The organism is Mesorhizobium sp. P2_F7, from assembly GCF_056403695.1.
The window spans coordinates 853141-869525 of sequence record NZ_JBFUFA010000002.1 but is presented as its reverse complement, the minus strand read 5'-3'; the positions used below and the strand labels follow the sequence as shown (position 1 = coordinate 869525).

The 16385-nt window shown below is 64.0% G+C and carries 18 protein-coding genes; 14 read left to right on the top strand and 4 right to left on the bottom strand.

Annotated features, from left to right (window positions below; genetic code table 11):
* Positions 1 to 95: 95 nt before the first annotated feature.
* A complete protein-coding gene (locus tag AC1DZ8_RS09635) occupies positions 96 to 452 on the bottom strand; it encodes a DUF2946 family protein (protein WP_477309816.1) in 357 nt (118 codons plus the stop codon).
* A 142-nt stretch (positions 453 to 594) separates the two neighbouring features.
* Positions 595 to 1497 carry a GntR family transcriptional regulator gene (locus AC1DZ8_RS09630; RefSeq protein WP_477309815.1) on the bottom strand — a complete coding sequence of 301 codons (903 nt, stop codon included), beginning with the start codon at positions 1495 to 1497 and terminating at the stop codon, positions 595 to 597.
* 262 nt (positions 1498 to 1759) lie between these two features.
* Between AC1DZ8_RS09630 and AC1DZ8_RS09625 the strand changes: the two genes are divergently transcribed.
* The 7 genes from AC1DZ8_RS09625 to AC1DZ8_RS09595 all read left to right on the top strand — a co-directional run bounded on the left by AC1DZ8_RS09625 (position 1760) and on the right by AC1DZ8_RS09595 (position 9419).
* Positions 1760 to 3265 carry a UxaA family hydrolase gene (locus AC1DZ8_RS09625; protein ID WP_477309814.1) on the top strand — a complete coding sequence of 502 codons (1506 nt, stop codon included), beginning with the start codon at positions 1760 to 1762 and terminating at the stop codon, positions 3263 to 3265.
* Positions 3266 to 3318: 53 nt separating this feature from the next.
* Entirely contained in the window at positions 3319 to 4317 is a 999-nt protein-coding gene (locus tag AC1DZ8_RS09620; protein WP_477400767.1) for an aldo/keto reductase, read from the top strand.
* A 68-nt stretch (positions 4318 to 4385) separates the two neighbouring features.
* A complete protein-coding gene (locus tag AC1DZ8_RS09615; RefSeq protein WP_477309812.1) occupies positions 4386 to 4601 on the top strand; it encodes a hypothetical protein in 216 nt (71 codons plus the stop codon).
* A 12-nt stretch (positions 4602 to 4613) separates the two neighbouring features.
* A complete protein-coding gene (locus AC1DZ8_RS09610) occupies positions 4614 to 5609 on the top strand; it encodes a substrate-binding domain-containing protein (RefSeq protein WP_477287580.1) in 996 nt (331 codons plus the stop codon).
* A gap of 206 nt (positions 5610 to 5815) precedes the next feature.
* Positions 5816 to 7369, top strand: coding sequence for a sugar ABC transporter ATP-binding protein (locus AC1DZ8_RS09605; RefSeq protein ID WP_477309811.1), 1554 nt, complete (start codon positions 5816 to 5818; stop codon positions 7367 to 7369).
* On the top strand, positions 7366 to 8331 hold the full coding sequence (locus AC1DZ8_RS09600; protein ID WP_477309810.1) for an ABC transporter permease: 966 nt from the start codon (positions 7366 to 7368) through the stop codon (positions 8329 to 8331). The genes AC1DZ8_RS09605 and AC1DZ8_RS09600 overlap by 4 nt, the downstream gene beginning before the upstream one ends.
* 68 nt (positions 8332 to 8399) lie before the next feature.
* Positions 8400 to 9419 carry a zinc-binding alcohol dehydrogenase family protein gene (locus tag AC1DZ8_RS09595; protein WP_477309809.1) on the top strand — a complete coding sequence of 340 codons (1020 nt, stop codon included), beginning with the start codon at positions 8400 to 8402 and terminating at the stop codon, positions 9417 to 9419.
* A 389-nt stretch (positions 9420 to 9808) separates the two neighbouring features.
* On the opposite strand, the gene phnF is transcribed toward AC1DZ8_RS09595, so the two are convergent.
* Positions 9809 to 10558 (bottom strand): phosphonate metabolism transcriptional regulator PhnF, encoded by a 750-nt coding sequence (phnF, locus tag AC1DZ8_RS09590; protein ID WP_477309808.1) that lies wholly within the window; start codon positions 10556 to 10558, stop codon positions 9809 to 9811.
* A gap of 119 nt (positions 10559 to 10677) precedes the next feature.
* On the opposite strand from phnF, the gene phnG reads away from it, so the two are divergent.
* The 3 genes from phnG to AC1DZ8_RS09575 are packed head-to-tail and all read left to right on the top strand — an operon-like array spanning position 10678 to position 12864.
* Entirely contained in the window at positions 10678 to 11139 is a 462-nt protein-coding gene (gene phnG, locus AC1DZ8_RS09585) for a phosphonate C-P lyase system protein PhnG (protein WP_477309807.1), read from the top strand.
* Positions 11139 to 11750: a phosphonate C-P lyase system protein PhnH gene (gene phnH, locus AC1DZ8_RS09580; RefSeq protein WP_477309806.1), complete on the top strand. Its 612-nt coding sequence runs from the start codon at positions 11139 to 11141 to the stop codon at positions 11748 to 11750. The genes phnG and phnH overlap by 1 nt, the downstream gene beginning before the upstream one ends.
* 1 nt (position 11751) lies before the next feature.
* Positions 11752 to 12864, top strand: a complete 1113-nt coding sequence (locus AC1DZ8_RS09575; protein ID WP_477309805.1) for a carbon-phosphorus lyase complex subunit — start codon at positions 11752 to 11754, stop codon at positions 12862 to 12864.
* 2 nt (positions 12865 to 12866) lie between these two features.
* On the opposite strand, the gene AC1DZ8_RS09570 is transcribed toward AC1DZ8_RS09575, so the two are convergent.
* The gene (locus AC1DZ8_RS09570) at positions 12867 to 13085 is read right to left on the bottom strand and encodes a hypothetical protein (RefSeq protein ID WP_477309804.1); all 219 of its coding nucleotides are present in this window, start codon (positions 13083 to 13085) and stop codon (positions 12867 to 12869) included.
* Positions 13086 to 13150: 65 nt separating this feature from the next.
* On the opposite strand from AC1DZ8_RS09570, the gene AC1DZ8_RS09565 reads away from it, so the two are divergent.
* The 4 genes from AC1DZ8_RS09565 to AC1DZ8_RS09550 all read left to right on the top strand — a co-directional run bounded on the left by AC1DZ8_RS09565 (position 13151) and on the right by AC1DZ8_RS09550 (position 16335).
* Positions 13151 to 14032 (top strand): alpha-D-ribose 1-methylphosphonate 5-phosphate C-P-lyase PhnJ, encoded by an 882-nt coding sequence (locus AC1DZ8_RS09565; protein ID WP_477309803.1) that lies wholly within the window; start codon positions 13151 to 13153, stop codon positions 14030 to 14032.
* Positions 14029 to 14805 carry a phosphonate C-P lyase system protein PhnK gene (gene phnK / locus AC1DZ8_RS09560; RefSeq protein WP_477309802.1) on the top strand — a complete coding sequence of 259 codons (777 nt, stop codon included), beginning with the start codon at positions 14029 to 14031 and terminating at the stop codon, positions 14803 to 14805. The genes AC1DZ8_RS09565 and phnK overlap by 4 nt, the downstream gene beginning before the upstream one ends.
* A gap of 208 nt (positions 14806 to 15013) precedes the next feature.
* Positions 15014 to 15721 carry a phosphonate C-P lyase system protein PhnL gene (phnL, locus tag AC1DZ8_RS09555; RefSeq protein WP_477309801.1) on the top strand — a complete coding sequence of 236 codons (708 nt, stop codon included), beginning with the start codon at positions 15014 to 15016 and terminating at the stop codon, positions 15719 to 15721.
* On the top strand, positions 15718 to 16335 hold the full coding sequence (locus AC1DZ8_RS09550; protein WP_477309800.1) for a DapH/DapD/GlmU-related protein: 618 nt from the start codon (positions 15718 to 15720) through the stop codon (positions 16333 to 16335). The genes phnL and AC1DZ8_RS09550 overlap by 4 nt, the downstream gene beginning before the upstream one ends.
* Positions 16336 to 16385: the final 50 nt, after the last annotated feature.

The window sequence follows — 16385 nt, the reverse complement described above, 5'->3', positions numbered from 1 at the left end:
GCTCCATGAATATGAGGTCACGCCGTTGCCGGTCGCGAACGATGTCGGTGATTGGATGATTGGCGCTCGCGCAGGTTACGCGAGATGCCGCAGTTTCAGGCCGTAAGCGGCGGCGCGCGCGGATTGGCTGGAGACCGTTCGCGCGTTACATCGGGATGCCTGACAGAGGCAAGCACGAAGGCGACAGTCTCGAAGGACAGGTTGACCTGGACCAGGCCGGCACCAGGCGGCGGCGCATAGGCAACCGAGGCCATGCTGCAGCCAAGCATGCAGCATGCCGGCATATGCTGCTGGTGCGGATCGCCTCCGGGAAGCTGGACCGCTCCCTCATGGGTGCAGATGACGTTGCCAAAGGCGTCGAGCTGCGAGGCATCCGGCGCCGTGCCGAAAGCAAAGGCGCCGAGCGTCGACTGGAGCAGCAACACACAGGCCGCGACAAACGCGGCCGTCATGCTCCATCTCTTACGCCGGATATTCAAAGACCTGCCTCTTCACGCAGCAACGACAGATGTCTAGCACGCGGCAGGCAGCCCGAAAATCGCCAAATCATCGCTGCGGCAACGCGGCGCGTTCGATGTCGCGCGTGCAATGCCGTCAGGGAGCCGGGCGGACGCCTATCTCCGGGATCGAGGTCAGCAGCGTATTGCGCGCCGACTTCAGATGCTTGCGGCAGGCGGCATCGACCTTGCCGAGATCGCGCGATTTCAGCGCTGCGATATAGGCGAGATGCTCGCCCACCGCGACTTCGTTGCGCTCGCGCTCCTGCGCCTTGTTCCACTGGTAGTGGTAATGGAAGATCATGGCGATGACGTCGTAGAAGTCGACGATGAAGCGGTTGTGCGACGCCCGGTGGATCAGCCTGTGGAAGCGCTCGTCGAGCTCGGAGAATTCGTTGAAGCGGGTGGCAATCTCGCTGGCCAGCAGCCGGTGCTCGTCCTCCAGCCGGTCGAGGTCGGCCCAGACCGGACTGTCCTGCGGCAAGGCGGCAAAGGCCGCCGCCGAGCGTATCTCGAACATCTCGCGGATTTCGGTCAGCTCAAGCGCGAAGGCGCGCGTAAAACCCTTCAGCACCCAGTGGCTGTTGCGCCGCTTCTCGATCAGGCCGAAGCGCGAGAATCGGATCAGGAATTCGCGCACGCTGGTAGTGCCGACGCCGATCTCGCGCGCCAGTTCTAGTTCGTTGATCTGCATGCCGGCCTCGGCGCCACCGGCGAGCAACCTTCGCATGAACGAGCGCTCGATGATCTGGGCCAGCGTGTCGGTCTCCTCCTCGGGGAAGAAATCGTCCGGCTTCGGCGCCCTGAGCACGGTCTTGCTGCGCTTGTTCCAGGCGATCAGCCCGGTCTCTTCCATGCGTGCCAGAATCGTGCGCACTGTGGTGCGGCTAACGCCGAGCAGGGTGCCCAACTCTGGCTCGGACGGCAAGCTCTGCGTTTCATCGAGCAGCCGCAAACCCCTGTTGTAAGCATCCTTGTAGACATTGTTGCTCTTCGACATCCCTGCCCCGTTGCGCGCCGGCGCTTGCTGTGGCTGGCTTGAAGCGCGATATCACAGATGTTTCCTAGCGCATGACCCGGCAAAGCAAAACGCTTTGCGTGTCAGACGCGGCTCCTACAACCCACGCGTCCATCGGATGCATGGTCTCCTCCCGAAAAAACAATTGACGCACAAATGTTTTTTCCCGATAAAAGACATTATATGGAAACAGACGCGTGTCAATCCGCGCATCCCCCCAGGAAACAGACCCAGGAAACTGCCCGTGAACGCCTCGAACAGCATTCTTCTGTCCCCCGCCGACAATGTCGCGGTCGCCAATGGCCGCATCGAGATCGGCACCGCCCTGCCCGGCGGCGCCGTCGCCACGGCCTTGATCGAGCCCGGCCACAAGGTGGCGATCAAGCCTATCGCCGCCGGCGAGGCGGTGGTCAAGTATGCCCAGGCGATCGGCCGCGCAACGCAGGACATCGCGCCCGGCGACCACGTCCATTCGCACAATCTGGTTTTCGAATCAGGCCGCCTGCCGGTGGTGCCGCCGAGCGAGGCCGAGCACGCGACGGAAGCCGATCGCGCCCGCACCTTCATGGGCTACCGCCGCGCCGATGGGCGCGCCGGCACCCGCAACTTCATCGGCATCATTGCCAGCGTCAATTGTTCGGCCACCGTCTGCCACGCCATTGCCGACGAGGCCAACCGCGTACTGTTGCCGAAATATCCCGGGATCGATGGCTTCGTGCCGATCGTCCACGGCCAGGGGTGCGGCATGAGCGGCACCGGCGACGGCATGATGGTGCTGCACCGCACATTGGCCGGCTACACCCGCCATCCGAATTTCGGCGGCGTGCTGATGGTTGGCCTTGGCTGCGAGGTCAATCAACTCACCCTTTACGGCCAGAAGGGTGCGGCGGCGGGCAAACGCCACTTCAACATCCAGGACGCCGGCGGCTCGCGCAAATCGGTGGAAAAGGCGATGGGCGTGCTCGCCGAAATCGCCGAGGAAGTCGGCACATTGCAGCGTGAGCCGATCCCGGTCTCAGAGATTGTCGTCGGCCTGCAATGCGGCGGCTCCGACGGCATGTCGGGCATAACGGCCAATCCGGCGCTGGGCGCTGCCGTCGATATCCTGGCCGGCGTCGGCGGCATCGGCATTCTGTCCGAGACGACGGAGATTTATGGCGCCGAGCATCTGCTCGCCTATCGCGCGGCGACCCCGGAGATCGCCAAGAAGCTCGACGGTTTCGTCAAGTGGTGGGAAGACCATGTCGCCAAGCACGGCGCCTCGATCGACAACAACCCTTCGCCCGGCAACAAGCGCGGCGGCCTGACCACCATTCTGGAGAAGTCGCTGGGCGCCGTTGCCAAGGGCGGCCAGACGCCGCTCAACGGCGTCTTCGGCTATGCCGAGAAGGTCACCGGCAGCGGCCTGGTATTCATGGACACGCCCGGCTACGACCCGGTCTCGGCCACCGGCCAGGTGGCGGGCGGCGCCAACATCATCGTCTTCACCACCGGCCGCGGCTCCTGCTTCGGCTGCCGGCCAACGCCGTCGATCAAGGTCGCCACCAACTCGACCATGTACCACCAGATGGAAGAGGACATGGACGTCAACTGCGGCGTCATCGCTTCGGGCGAAAAGACCATTGCCGGCATGGGCCGCGAGCTGTTCGAACTGATCGTCGAGACGGCGTCGGGCCGCAAGACCAAGAGCGAAGCGTTCGGCTACGGCGACAACGAGTTCGTGCCGTGGCACCTCGGCGCGACGCTGTAAAACACTGACAAAAAACTACGGGCGGCAAGATAGCCCGCAAGGGGAGGCTTTGGATGGACAAACGCCGCATCGGCACGACTGCGCTCGAGGTCACCGAGATAAGCTTCGGCGGAGCCGCAATCGGCGGCCTCTACCGGGCCTGTCCGCGCGAGGCGGCGATGGAGACGCTGCAGACGGCCTGGGAGGCCGGCCTGCGCTATTTCGACACCGCGCCCTTCTATGGCTTCGGCCTGTCGGAACGGCGGACCGGCGATTTCCTGCGCTACAAGCCGCGGGATTCCTACGTGCTGTCGACCAAGGTCGGGCGCCTGTTCCGTCCCGTATCGGAAGATCAGGTTCCCGATCATTCCTATGTCGACCCGCTGCCTTTCGCGCTCGACTACGATTATTCCTATGACGGTATCATGCGCTCGGTCGAGTTCTCCTACGCGCGGCTCGGGCTAAACCGGATAGACATCCTGTTTGTCCACGACATCGGCACCTACACGCATGGCGTCCAGAAGACGAAGCTGCATTTCCGCCAGCTGATGGATGGCGGTCTGAAGGCGCTGGAGGAGCTGAAATCGTCCGGCGTCATTTCCGCCTATGGGCTCGGCGTCAACGAGGTGCAAATCTGCCTCGACGTGCTGCGCGAAGCCCCGCTCGACTGCATCCTGCTTGCCAGCCGCTATTCGCTGCTCGACCGCTCGGCCGAGGCCGAGCTTTTGCCGCTCTGCCGGCAGCGGCAGACCTCGCTGATCATCGGCGGCGTCTTCAATTCCGGCATCCTGGCGACTGGCCCTGTGCACGGCGCGCATTTCGACTATATGCCGGCGACGCATGACATACTCGAGCGTGTCGGCGCGATGGAGACAATCGCCACCGAGGGCAGCTATCCGCTGGCGGCGGCCGCGTTGCAATTTCCGCTGCACGAGCCGGTCGTGGCCAGCGTGCTGACCGGAACGGCCAAGGCCGCCAATCTGACACGCAATCTCGACCTGTTCGACATCAAGGTGCCGCAATCGGAATTCGCCAAATATGCTCCTTACACCGTCGTTCAGGAACTCGGCTGACGACGATCACGCGATTCTCAAGAAAGAATGAACATTCCATATTGACTCGATGATGGAATTAATATTCCATGGCGATCAAGGAGGATCGGGAGCGTCTGGACGTGGCATTGAGGATCGGCAAGGAGGCTTCTCCGCCGAGCCATGCGCAGGCCGATATGAAACACCGCTTGCGTCGGCTGGACCGATGCACTATCAAAAAGCGGCAACTGTTTTTTATTGATAAAGTTCTGTTTGGGCCGCGCCTATCCGAACAGAGCTTCCGTAACCTTCACCGGGCGATCTAGGGAGGATTCCTAATGAAATTCGTGACCAGCATTCTCAACCGCCGCTCACTCGTTGCGCTTGCAGCCGCCTCGATGCTTGCCGGCGCACTGCACACGGCGCCGGCTTCGGCCGCGGATGTGACCATTCCGATCATCGTCAAGGACACCACGTCCTTCTATTGGCAGATCGTTCTGGCCGGCGCCCGCAAGGCCGGCAAGGATCTCGGCGTCAACGTGCCGGAACTCGGCGCCCAGGCTGAAACCGACGTCAACGGCCAGATTTCGATCCTCGAGAACGCCGTTGCCGGCAACCCGGCCGCCGTCGTCATCTCGCCGACCGAATTCAAGGCGCTCGGCAAGCCGATCGATGAAGCAGCCAGCAAGGTCAAGGTCATCGGAATCGACTCCGGCGCCGACTCCAAGGCCTTCACCTCGTTCCTGACCACCGACAACGTCCAGGGCGGCCGCGTCGCCGCTGACGGTCTTGCCGCAGCCATCGGCGAAGCCAATGGCGGTAAGGTCGAGGGCAAGGTTGCGCTGATCACAGCACTTCCCGGCGCCGGCTCGCTCGAACAGCGCGCGCAGGGTTTTAAGGAACAGCTCAAGGCCAAATATCCCGGCCTGGAACTGATCGCCGACAAATATGCCGACGGCCAGGCCACCACCGGCCTCAACATCGCCACCGACCTGATCACCGCCAATCCGGACCTGAAAGGCATCTTCGCCTCCAACCTGATCATGGCGCAGGGCGTTGGCCAGGCGATCGCCGAGAACAACCTTGCCGGCAAGGTCGGCCTGATCGGTTTCGACAGCGACGAGAAGCTGATCAAGTTCCTCAACGACGGCGTCATCTCCGGCCTCGTCGTCCAGGACCCGTACCGGATGGGCTATGACGGCATCAAGACCGCGCTCGCGGCGTCCAAGGGCGAGAAGGTCGAAGCCAATGTCGACACCGGCGCCAACCTGGTCACCAAGGCCAACATGAAAGAGCCGAAGATCGACGCGCTGCTCAATCCGAAGCTCGACTAAGCCTTTCCACAAGCGCATCGTTTCCGGGGCCTCGTTGCCCCGGAAACACCCCTCACCGGCCCATGGGGCAATTCCAGGAAAAGTGTCTGCGGTTTTCCGTCCGGAATTGCGTAAAAACAAAGAGACAGAAGCCGGCCGAATGCCTTCGATGCAATCCGACAGCATCGCTGCGTGCCCATTCGTAAGACCAATCTGGGAGGATTGTCATGACGTCGACGGCGCAAGACCTGCACCCCGCCCCCACGCTTGAGCCTGGCAGGACGATCCTCGAACTGCACGGGCTGGAAAAGCGTTATCCCGGCACACATGCGCTGAAGCCGGTCCACCTTGCCTTCAAGGCGGGCGAGATCCACGCCATAGTCGGCGAGAACGGCGCCGGCAAATCCACCCTCATCAAGCTTCTGACCGGCGTCATGCCGCGCACCTCCGGCGATGTCATCTGGGAAGGCAAACCGGCGGCACTTGCCACACCGCACGAGGCGATGGCGCTCGGCATCAATGCCGTGCACCAGGAAGTCGTACTCTGCCGCCATCTCACCGTCGCCGCCAACATGTTCCTCGGCGAGGAGAATTCGCGCTTCGGCATCCTGCAGCAGCGCGCCATGGTCAGGGAAGCGCAGAAGATCATCGACGGTCTCGGCTTCGACCTGCCGGCGCATGTCACGCTGGGCGACCTCACCATCGGCCAGCAGCAATTGATCGCCGCGGCGCGAGCCACCGTGCGCGGCACCAAATTCCTGATCTTCGACGAGCCGACCGCTTACCTCACCCGCAAGGAAGCCGACCAGCTGTTCACGCTGATCCGCCGGCTGAAGGGCGAAGGCGTCACCATCATCTACATCAGCCATCGCATGGAAGAAGTTTTCGAGCTCGCCGACCGCGTTTCGGTGTTGCGCGACGGCACGCTGGTCGGCACCCGCAACATTGCCGAGACCAACGACGCCGAACTGGTCAAGCTGATGATCAACCGCTCGATCGAGCAGGTTTATCACAAGGAGCATTTCACGCCGGGTGCGACCATCGTCGAAACGAAGAATCTCTCCGGCAAAGGCTTCGAGAACGTTTCGATGAGTGTCCGCGCGGGCGAGATCGTCGGCCTCTACGGCCTGATCGGCGCCGGCCGCAGCGAGTTCGTCACCACCCTCTATGGCCGCCACAAGAAGTCGGCCGGCCAGATCCTGTGGCAAGGCAAGCCGGTGCTGATCAACTCCGAGCACGACGCCATCAAACTCGGCATGGCGCTGGCGCCGGAAAGCCGCCGCGACCAGGGCCTGTGCCTGAACCTGCCGGTCGGCCTCAACCTCAATCTGCCGATCTACAAGCGCATTTCCAACAACATGCTGATCTCCGGCGCCAAGGAGAAGGCGGAAGCCGATCGCCAGATCGCCGACCTCAGGATCAAGACGCCGACGCGCGGCGCGCTCGCCTCCAGCCTGTCCGGCGGCAACCAGCAGAAGATCGTCATCGGCAAATGGCTGGCGCATGGCGCCAAGCTGTTCATCTTCGATGAACCGACGGTCGGCGTCGATGTCGGCACCAAGGCCGAGATCTACCGCCTGTTCGGCGCGCTTTTGTCGAAAGGCGCCGGCATCATCCTGATCTCGTCCTACCTTCCGGAAGTCTACGAACTGGCCGACACGCTGCACGTCTTCCGGCGCGGCAAGCTGGTCGCCACGCATGGCTTCCGCACCGCCGATCACGAGGAAATTCTCACACAGGCGCTCGCCGAGAAACAAGAAAAGCTGGGAGGACAGACATGAGCACCGAAGCAGCCCCTGCCGAAAGACCGAAACGCAATTACAACGCCCTATTCGGGCTGACGCTGCTGGCGCTGCTGGTTCTGTTGTGGGTCATCCTGTCGCTGGCGACGCAGAGCTTCGCCTCGGGCAACAACATCTCCAACCTTTTGCGCCAGGGCTCGATGATCGCCATCCTGGCGGTCGGCCAGACCTTCGTCATCATCACCGGCGGCATCGACCTGTCGGTCGGCGCCGTGGTCGGCTTCGCCACCGTCATCGCCGCCATGCTGATCAATGCCGGCGTGCCGGTCTTTATCGCCATCCTGCTTACGCTGCTGGTCGGCGTTGCCATCGGCCTGTTCCACGGCTTCGGCATCGTCAAGATGGGCCTGCCGCCCTTCATCATCACGCTGGCGACGCTGACCTCGTTGCGCGGCATCGGCCTGCTGATGACCAATGGCAACTCGATCTCGATCAACAACGACGCCTTCCAGGAATTTTCGCGCAACTCCTTCATCGGCGTCCCCAATCTGTTCTGGATGGTGATCCTGGTCGGCATACCGGCCTACATCTTCCTGCACCACAGCCGCTGGGGCCGTTATCTCTTCTCGGTGGGATCCAACGCCGAGGCCTCGCGTCTGTCCGGGGTCAATGTCCAGCGCACCATCTACATGGCCTACACGCTGTCTGGCCTGTGCGCCGCCTTCGTCGGCGTGCTCTTGGCGTCGCGCATCGGCATCGGCAATCCGACCCAGGCTGAGGGCTGGGAGCTGCAGGCGATCGCCTCTTCGGTGATCGGCGGCACCTCGCTGTTCGGCGCCGTCGGCTCGGTGCATGGTCCGCTGCTCGGCGCCTTCATTCTCGCCACCATCAACAACGGCGCCAATCTCTTGAACGTCAACGCCTTCTGGCAGCGCATCATCACCGGCGTGCTGATCATCGTCATCGTCTACTTCGACGGCTTGCGCCGCCGCGGCAAATAATCCTCCCTGACTGTCTTCGCCGGTCCGCTCAACGGACCGGCGCCTTTTTTGAAAACTGGTATTGCTGAATGAAAGCCGTCATCTGCCGCTCGCCCGGCGACCTTGTCCTGGAAGACCGCGCCGCACCGGGCGCACCGCCTGCCGGCTGGGCGCTGGTTGCCGTCAGCCATGTCGGCATCTGCGGCACCGACTATCATATCTTCGAGGGCAAACATCCGTTCCTCGCCTACCCCCGCATCATGGGCCATGAGGTGTCGGGGACTGTCGTCGAGACCGGCGAAGGCGTCGACCTCTCCGTCGGCGAGCCCGTCATCATCAACCCCTATCTCGCTTGCGGCAAATGCATCGCCTGCCGGCATGGTAAGCCCAATTGCTGCGTGCGGATCGAGGTGCTCGGCGTCCACCGCGACGGCGCCATGGCCGAGCAGATCCTGGTGCCGGCCGAAAATCTTTACCCGGCAAACGGCCTGTCGCTGGCCGACGCCGCGGCTGTCGAATTCCTCGCTATCGGCGCCCATGCCGTGCGCCGCGCCCGCGCTGAACCAGGCGCCCGCACGCTGGTCATCGGCGCCGGGCCGATCGGCCTTGGCGCCGCCCTGTTTGCCCGCATCGCCGGGCTCGATGTCAGCCTGCTCGACATGAGTTCGGAGCGGCTCGACTTTGCCAAAAGCGAACTCGGCTTCGCTACGCTAGACGGCTCGCAAAAAGCGGCAGCCGAGCTGGTGCGCGATGCTACCGGCGGCGAAGGTTTTGATGTCGTCTTCGATGCCACCGGCAACACCCAATCGGTGCAATCTGCCTTCGCCCATGTCGCGCATGGCGGCACGCTGGTGCTGGTCAGCGTCGTCAAGGACGACATCGTCTTTTCCGATCCGGAATTCCACAAGCGCGAGATGACCCTGGTCGGCAGCCGCAACGCACTCAAGGCCGACTTCGACCACGTCGCCGCCTCCATCCGCAACGGCGCCGTGCCATTGGCCAAGCTCGTCACCCACCGCACCACGCTAGCCGCCACGCCGCACGATCTCGCCCGCTGGGCGCACGAGAAATCCGGCCTGATCAAGGCGGTCATCGAGGTGGGATCATAACATGGCCCGAACTGATGACGGCCCGCCCAGGTCGACCCCCACTCCGGTCTGCTTCGCAGACCACCTCTCCCCCGATCGACGGGGTAGAGGAAGGGCGAGCTTGGCAAGGCGGGCTCCCTTCCTCTCCCTCCGGAGGGCAGGGGAATCGCATATGCGGAACAAAGATGGAATCTCGCGACGTTTGTTCTCGACGCGATTCCGATTTGTTCGCCGTTCGATTCCTCGAAAGAGTCCATATGCGATTGCCCTGCTCCGGAGGGGGGGAGAGGTGGCTCGGCGAAGCCGAGACGGAGTGGGGGAAGGCGGTCCTCAAACGTCAAGCCGCTGAAAAACGAGCGTGACCAAACTTGGTCTGACATCAGTATGAGTCTCGTATAAGGCCGTCACTCCTAAAGCGCCGAAAGCTTCAGTTCCACCCGCTCCGCAGGAAACCGCGTTTCGGAAAACTGGATCGGCCGGCCATCCGGCGTGACGTTGACGGCGACCGCGACCAGCACGATCGCTCCCGGCTGGAGATTGAGGTCGGCAAGGTCGGCGGCATCGGCATGGCGTGCCGACAGCACCGTCGATTGCCTGAGATAATCTTCCACGCCGAAACGTCGGAGCGAGGCGGTGATAGAACCGGTCTCCGCCATCACGGCATCGATGGCGGCGAAACGCTTTGCCTCGTACCAGCTGGCAGCGCGCGACACCGGCCGTCCATCGGCTTCGCCGCGCGTCTCCAACCGGATCACTTCAGTGCCCCTGGCAAGGTCGAGGCCCTCGGCGACATGCTGGCTAGCCGGCTCGACCGCTGATGTGAGCAGCACGATATGACGTTCCGATGTCTGCCCTTGCAGGCCCGTCGAAAACCGCGTGCGGGCGCCGATCGGGTAGGATAGCCGCTTGCGCGACAACACGAAGGTACCGCGCCCCTGTTCGGCCCGCAGCACGCCTTCCTGTACCAGCGCCGATATGGCGCTGCGCACCGTGTGGCGGTTGACGCCGTAGCGCTCAGCCAGCACCACCTCGGGCGGTAGCGCAGCATTCTCGGCAAAATCGCCGGCAGCGATCGAGTGCAGGATCTGGTCGGCGATCTGCCGCCACAGCGAGACGCCGCTGCGCCGCTCGATGCTGCTCGCCATCTGTTGCCCGGCCATTTTTGCCCCCGATCACACCCATGTCATCCACCCGTCATGGACACGGTTTAGATAATAGGTATAACTTGTATAGTTGTCTATATCACTAGACAAATTTTACGCATTCAGGGAGTAGCCGCATGCGAGGACAGGAAGCCCGCGACCAGGCCGAGCGCAAAGCCGTCATGGCAACGCTGGCGCAGGCAAGCGGCGACGACATCGCCCGGCTCTGGAACGAGGCCGGCATGACCTCGGAAGCCGAGCTTTTGCGCGGGCCGGAAACCGGCCTGGTGACCGTACGCGGCCGTATCGGCGGCGGCGGCGCGCCCTTCAATGTCGGCGAAGCCACGGTCACCCGCGCCACCGTTCGGCTGCCCTCCGGACAGGTCGGCCACAGCTACATGCTCGGCCGCGATCGGAAGAAGGCGAAGCTGGCGGCCATCGCCGACGCGCTCTGGCAGGACCCCGCGCAGCGCCAGTCGGTCGAGACCGCGCTGGTCGCGCCATTGCGCGCTGCCCAAGGTGAAGCGCGCGAAAAGCGCCGCGCCGAGACGGCGGCAACGAAAGTGGATTTCTTCACTATGGTGCGCGGAGAAGACTGATGGACATCGCAGCCCAATCGATCGACGGCGGCTTCGCCGATCCGGTGTTCAACGCCCAGACCGTCTTCCGCGCCGTCATGGACGCCATGGCACGACCGGGCAGCGTGCAGCCTTTGCCGGCCTTCGCCCGCCCCCCGGCACCACTGTCGGCCACCGCAGGCGCCATTGCGCTCTCGCTCTGCGACCACGACACCCCGCTCTGGCTCGACCCTGCTTTGCAGACGTCGGCCGCGGTGAAAGCCTGGCTCGGCTTCCACGCCGGCGCGCCGCTTGCCAACACGCCGGCCGACGCGCATTTCGCCCTGATCGCCAACCCGGCGGAGATGGCGGCCCTCGACGGCTTTTCGCAGGGCACACAGGATTATCCCGACCGTTCGACGACACTGATCCTGCGGGTGAGCGATCTGACCTCCGGCGCGCCGCTGCTGCTTGAAGGCCCCGGGATCGAAACCAGCGCGACCATCGCGCCGGCGCAGATGCCGCGTCATTTCGTCGAACAGTGGAAGCAGAACAGCCAGCGTTTTCCGCGCGGCATCGACATCATCCTGGCGGCCCCCGGCGGCATTGCCTGCCTGCCGCGCACGACGCGCATCAAGACGATGGAGGCGTAAAATGTACGTCGCGGTAAAAGGCGGCGAAGCCGCAATTGCCAATGCCCACAGCCTGCTTGCCGACCGCCGGCGCGGCGACCGCTCGGTGCCGGCACTGCGCCTCGACCAGATCGTCGAACAGTTGGCGCTCGGCGTCGACCGGGTGATGAGCGAAGGCTCGCTCTATGACCGCGAACTGGCGGCGCTCGCCATTGTCCAGGCGCGCGGCGACATGATCGAGGCGATCTTCCTGGTGCGCGCCTACCGCACCACGCTGCCGCGCTTCGGCTACAGCAATCCGATCGACACCGGCGCGATGCTGGTCGAGCGGCGCGTGTCGGCGACCTATAAGGACCTGCCCGGCGGCCAGCTGCTCGGTCCGACCTTCGACTACACCCACCGCCTGCTCGACCCGGAACTCGCCGCCGGCGCCGATGTCGCCGAACCGTTGCAGCGCGCCGGCGAGGCGGAGGCGATGCCGCGCGTCTCGGCGATCCTCGCCCGCGAAGGCCTGATCGAGCCGGACGGCGAGATGCCGCAGGACCATGTCCCCGGCGACATCACCCGCGAACCGCTGGAATTTCCGATGGCGCGCGACATCCGCCTGCAGGCGCTGTCACGCGGCGACGAAGGTTTCCTGCTGGCGCTCGGCTACTCCACCCAGCGCGGCTATGCCCGCAACCACCCCTTTGTCGGCGAGGTCCGCATCGGCGAGGTCGAGCTGGAACTCGACGTGCCGGAACTGCCCTTCGCGGTGCCGCTCGGCAAGGTCCGCGTCACCGAGTGCCAGATGGTCAACCAGTTCAAGGGCTCGGCCAAGGCACCGCCGCAATTTACGCGTGGCTATGGCCTGGTCTTCGGCCAGAGCGAGCGCAAGGCAATGGCCATGGCGCTGTGCGATCGCGCGCTGCGCGCCAGGGAACTCGGCGAGGATGTCGTCGCTGCCGCGCAGGACGAGGAGTTCGTCATCTCGCACTCCGACAATGTTCAGGCGACCGGCTTCGTCGAGCATTTGAAGCTGCCGCACTATGTCGACTTCCAGGCCGAACTCGACCTCGTGCGCCGCATGCGCGCCGAATACGACGCGCGCGAAAATGCCGACGTGGCGGAAGAAAAGAAGGAGGCCGCGGAATGAGGCTAGTCGCCCACCCCACCGTGACCACCGCCGCTGTCGTGCGAATGGCCACCATGCCCTCCGCTGTAGCCGCTGCCGTAACCACCGGTGGCGCCGCCAACCGTCTCGCCGTGCGCGCCTTCCTTTGGCGCAGGCAGAACCATTCTTCGAAGAAGAAAAGCGACCACGCCGACGAACGCCAGCAGCAGAATTCCAAGATGTATCCAACCGGTCTGGGTCATCCGACTTCGCCCCTGTTTCAGCGTCCTGGACACCAATTCGATAGCACAAGGCAGGCCTGATCGCCATGACCGACATCGCCACCTACAACTTCGCTTATCTCGACGAGCAGACCAAAAGGATGATCCGCCGGGCGATCCTCAAGGGCATCGCCATCCCCGGCTATCAGGTTCCCTTCGCCTCGCGCGAAATGCCGATGCCCTATGGCTGGGGCACCGGCGGTGTGCAGGTGACCGCCTCGATCATCGGTCCGGATGATGTGCTGAAGGTCATCGACCAGGGCGCCGACGACACCACCAATGCGGTCTCGATCCGTGCCTTCTTCAAGAAGGTCGCCAATGTCGCTGTCACCACCGATACCGCCAGCGCCACGATCATCCAGACCCGCCACCGCATCCCCGAACATCCTCTCAGCGCCGGCCAGGTTCTGGTCTATCAGGTGCCGATCCCCGAGCCGCTGCGCTTCCTCGAGCCGCGCGAGACCGAGACCCGCAAGATGCACGCGCTGGAGGAATACGGCCTCATGCATGTGAAGCTCTACGAGGACATCGCAAAGCACGGCCGCATCGCCACCACCTACGCCTATCCGGTCAAGGTCGAAGGCCGCTACGTCATGGACCCCTCGCCGACGCCGAAATTCGACAATCCGAAAATGCATCGCTCGCCGGCGCTGCAGCTGTTCGGCGCCGGGCGCGAAAAGCGCATCTACGCCGTGCCGCCCTTCACCGATGTCGTCAGCCTCGACTTCGAGGATCATCCGTTCGAGGTCCAGACCTTCGACCAGCCTTGCGCGCTGTGCGCCGCCGAGAACGTCTATCTCGACGAGGTCATCCTCGACGATCATGGCGGCCACATGTTCGTCTGCTCCGACACCGACCATTGCGAGAAGCGGCGCGCCGACGGCCATCGCGGCCACCTTGCCCCAGAAGCCATGGAGCCCGCAGAATGACCGACGAACCGCTGCTGCGCGTATCGGAATTGTCCAAATTCTACGGCTCGCGCGTCGGCTGCGAGAATGTCACGTTCGACCTCTGGCCGGGTGAAGTCCTGGCTGTCGTCGGCGAATCCGGCTCCGGCAAGACGACGCTGCTCAACTGCCTGTCGACGCGGCTGCTGCCCTCTTCCGGCACCGCCAGCTACCGCATGCGCGACGGCCAGTTCCGCGAGCTCTACCGCATGAGCGAAGCCGAGCGCCGCTTCCTGATGCGCACCGATTGGGGCTTCGTCCACCAGAACCCTGCCGACGGCCTGCGCATGACGGTGTCGGCCGGCGCCAATGTCGGCGAACGGCTGATGGCGGTCGGCGACCGCCACTACGGCAAGATCCGCGCCACTGCCGTCGACTGGCTGTCGCGCGTCGAGATCGACGAGGACCGCATCGACGACGAACCGCGCACCTTTTCCGGCGGCATGCGCCAACGCCTGCAGATCGCCCGCAACCTCGTCACCGGCCCACGGCTGGTATTCATGGACGAGCCGACCGGCGGCCTCGACGTCTCGGTGCAGGCGCGCCTGCTCGACCTCTTGCGCTGCCTGGTCACCGATCTCGGCCTCGCGGCGATCGTCGTCACCCATGACCTCGCCGTGGCCCGGCTTCTGTCACAGCGCATGATGGTGATGAAGGACGGCCGCGTCGTCGAAAGCGGTCTCACCGACCGTGTCCTCGACGACCCGCGCGCGCCCTACACGCAATTGCTTGTTTCCTCGATTTTGCAGGTGTGACGATGGCGCCAGGTCACCCCCCTCTGGCCTGCCGGCCATCTCCCCCTCAAGGGGGGAGATTAGCAGCTCTTATGTCCCGCCCATTCTGTGACGCAGGAGACTGGCGAAACCGAACGCGACAGCCAATCTCCCCCCTTGAGGGGGAGATGCCTGGCAAGGCAGAGGGGGGTGCTGGCCCGCAAACGAACGACGATTGGAGAACCTTCTGATGCCTACCCCACTCGTTGTCTCCGACGTCGCCAAAAGCTTCACCATGCATCTGCGCGACGGCATCAAACTGCCGGTCGTCGCCGGCGTCTCGTTCTCGATCAGAGGCGGCGAATGCGCTGTGCTCGGCGGCCCTTCGGGCGCCGGCAAAAGCTCGATCCTGAAAATGCTCTACGGCAACTACGCCGTCGATGAAGGCCAGATCATCGTCCAGCATGAAGGTAGCCTGATCGACCTCGCCAATGCCAGCCCGCGCACGGTGCTGGCCGTGCGCCGCCAGACGATCGGCTATGTCAGCCAGTTCCTGCGCACCGTGCCGCGCGTCTCGGCGCTGGACGTCGTGGCCGAGCCGCTGGTCGAGCGCGGCGAGGAGCGCGAGAGCGCGCGGACGAAGGCGCGCTCGCTTTTGGCGCAGCTCAACCTGCCCGAGAAACTCTGGGCGCTGCCGCCGGCAACCTTCTCCGGCGGCGAACAGCAGCGCGTCAACATCGCGCGCGGTTTCATCACCGAGCACCCGGTGCTGCTGCTCGACGAGCCTACCGCCTCGCTCGATGCCAAAAACCGCGATGTCGTGGTTGCGCTGATTGCCGCCAAAAAGGCGGCGGGCGTCGCTTTGCTCGGCATCTTCCATGACCTGGATGTGCGTGACGCCGTCGCCGATCGCATCATCGACGTGACCTCTTTCGCCGCCGGAAAAATTGCCGCATGAGCAAGAAACTGTCGGAAGCGCCGCTGGTGCACGAAACGGCACAGGTCGAAAACTCGACATTGGGCCGCTGGACCGAGATCGCCGACCGCAGCCGCGTGTCCGAGAGCATCCTCGGCGACTATTCCTACATGATGCAGGACTGCGCCGTCTGGTGCGCGACCATCGGCAAGTTCTCCAACATTGCAGCTGCCGTGCGCATCAACGCCACCAACCACCCGACCTGGCGGCCGACGCTGCATCACTTCACCTACCGCGCCTCCGACTATTGGGACGACGCCGAGCATGAGAGCGAATTCTTCGCCCAGCGCCGCGCCAAACGCGTCACCATCGGCCACGACACCTGGCTCGGTCACGGCTCGACCATCCTGCCCGGCGTAACCGTCGGCGACGGCGCCGCAGTCGGCGCCGGTGCGGTGGTGTCCAAAGACGTCGCGCCCTACACCATCGTCGGTGGTGTGCCGGCAAAGCCGATCCGCGAGCGTTTCGACCGCCGCACGGCGGAGCGCTACCAGGCGCTCGCCTGGTGGAACTGGGACCACGCAAAACTGCGCGCCGCACTCGACGATTTTCGCGAGCTTGAGGCTGAGGCTTTCCTGGAAAAATACGGCGGCTAGCTCATCACATCATCGTCATAAGACCGGCCCGATTCACATCCTTGACACAT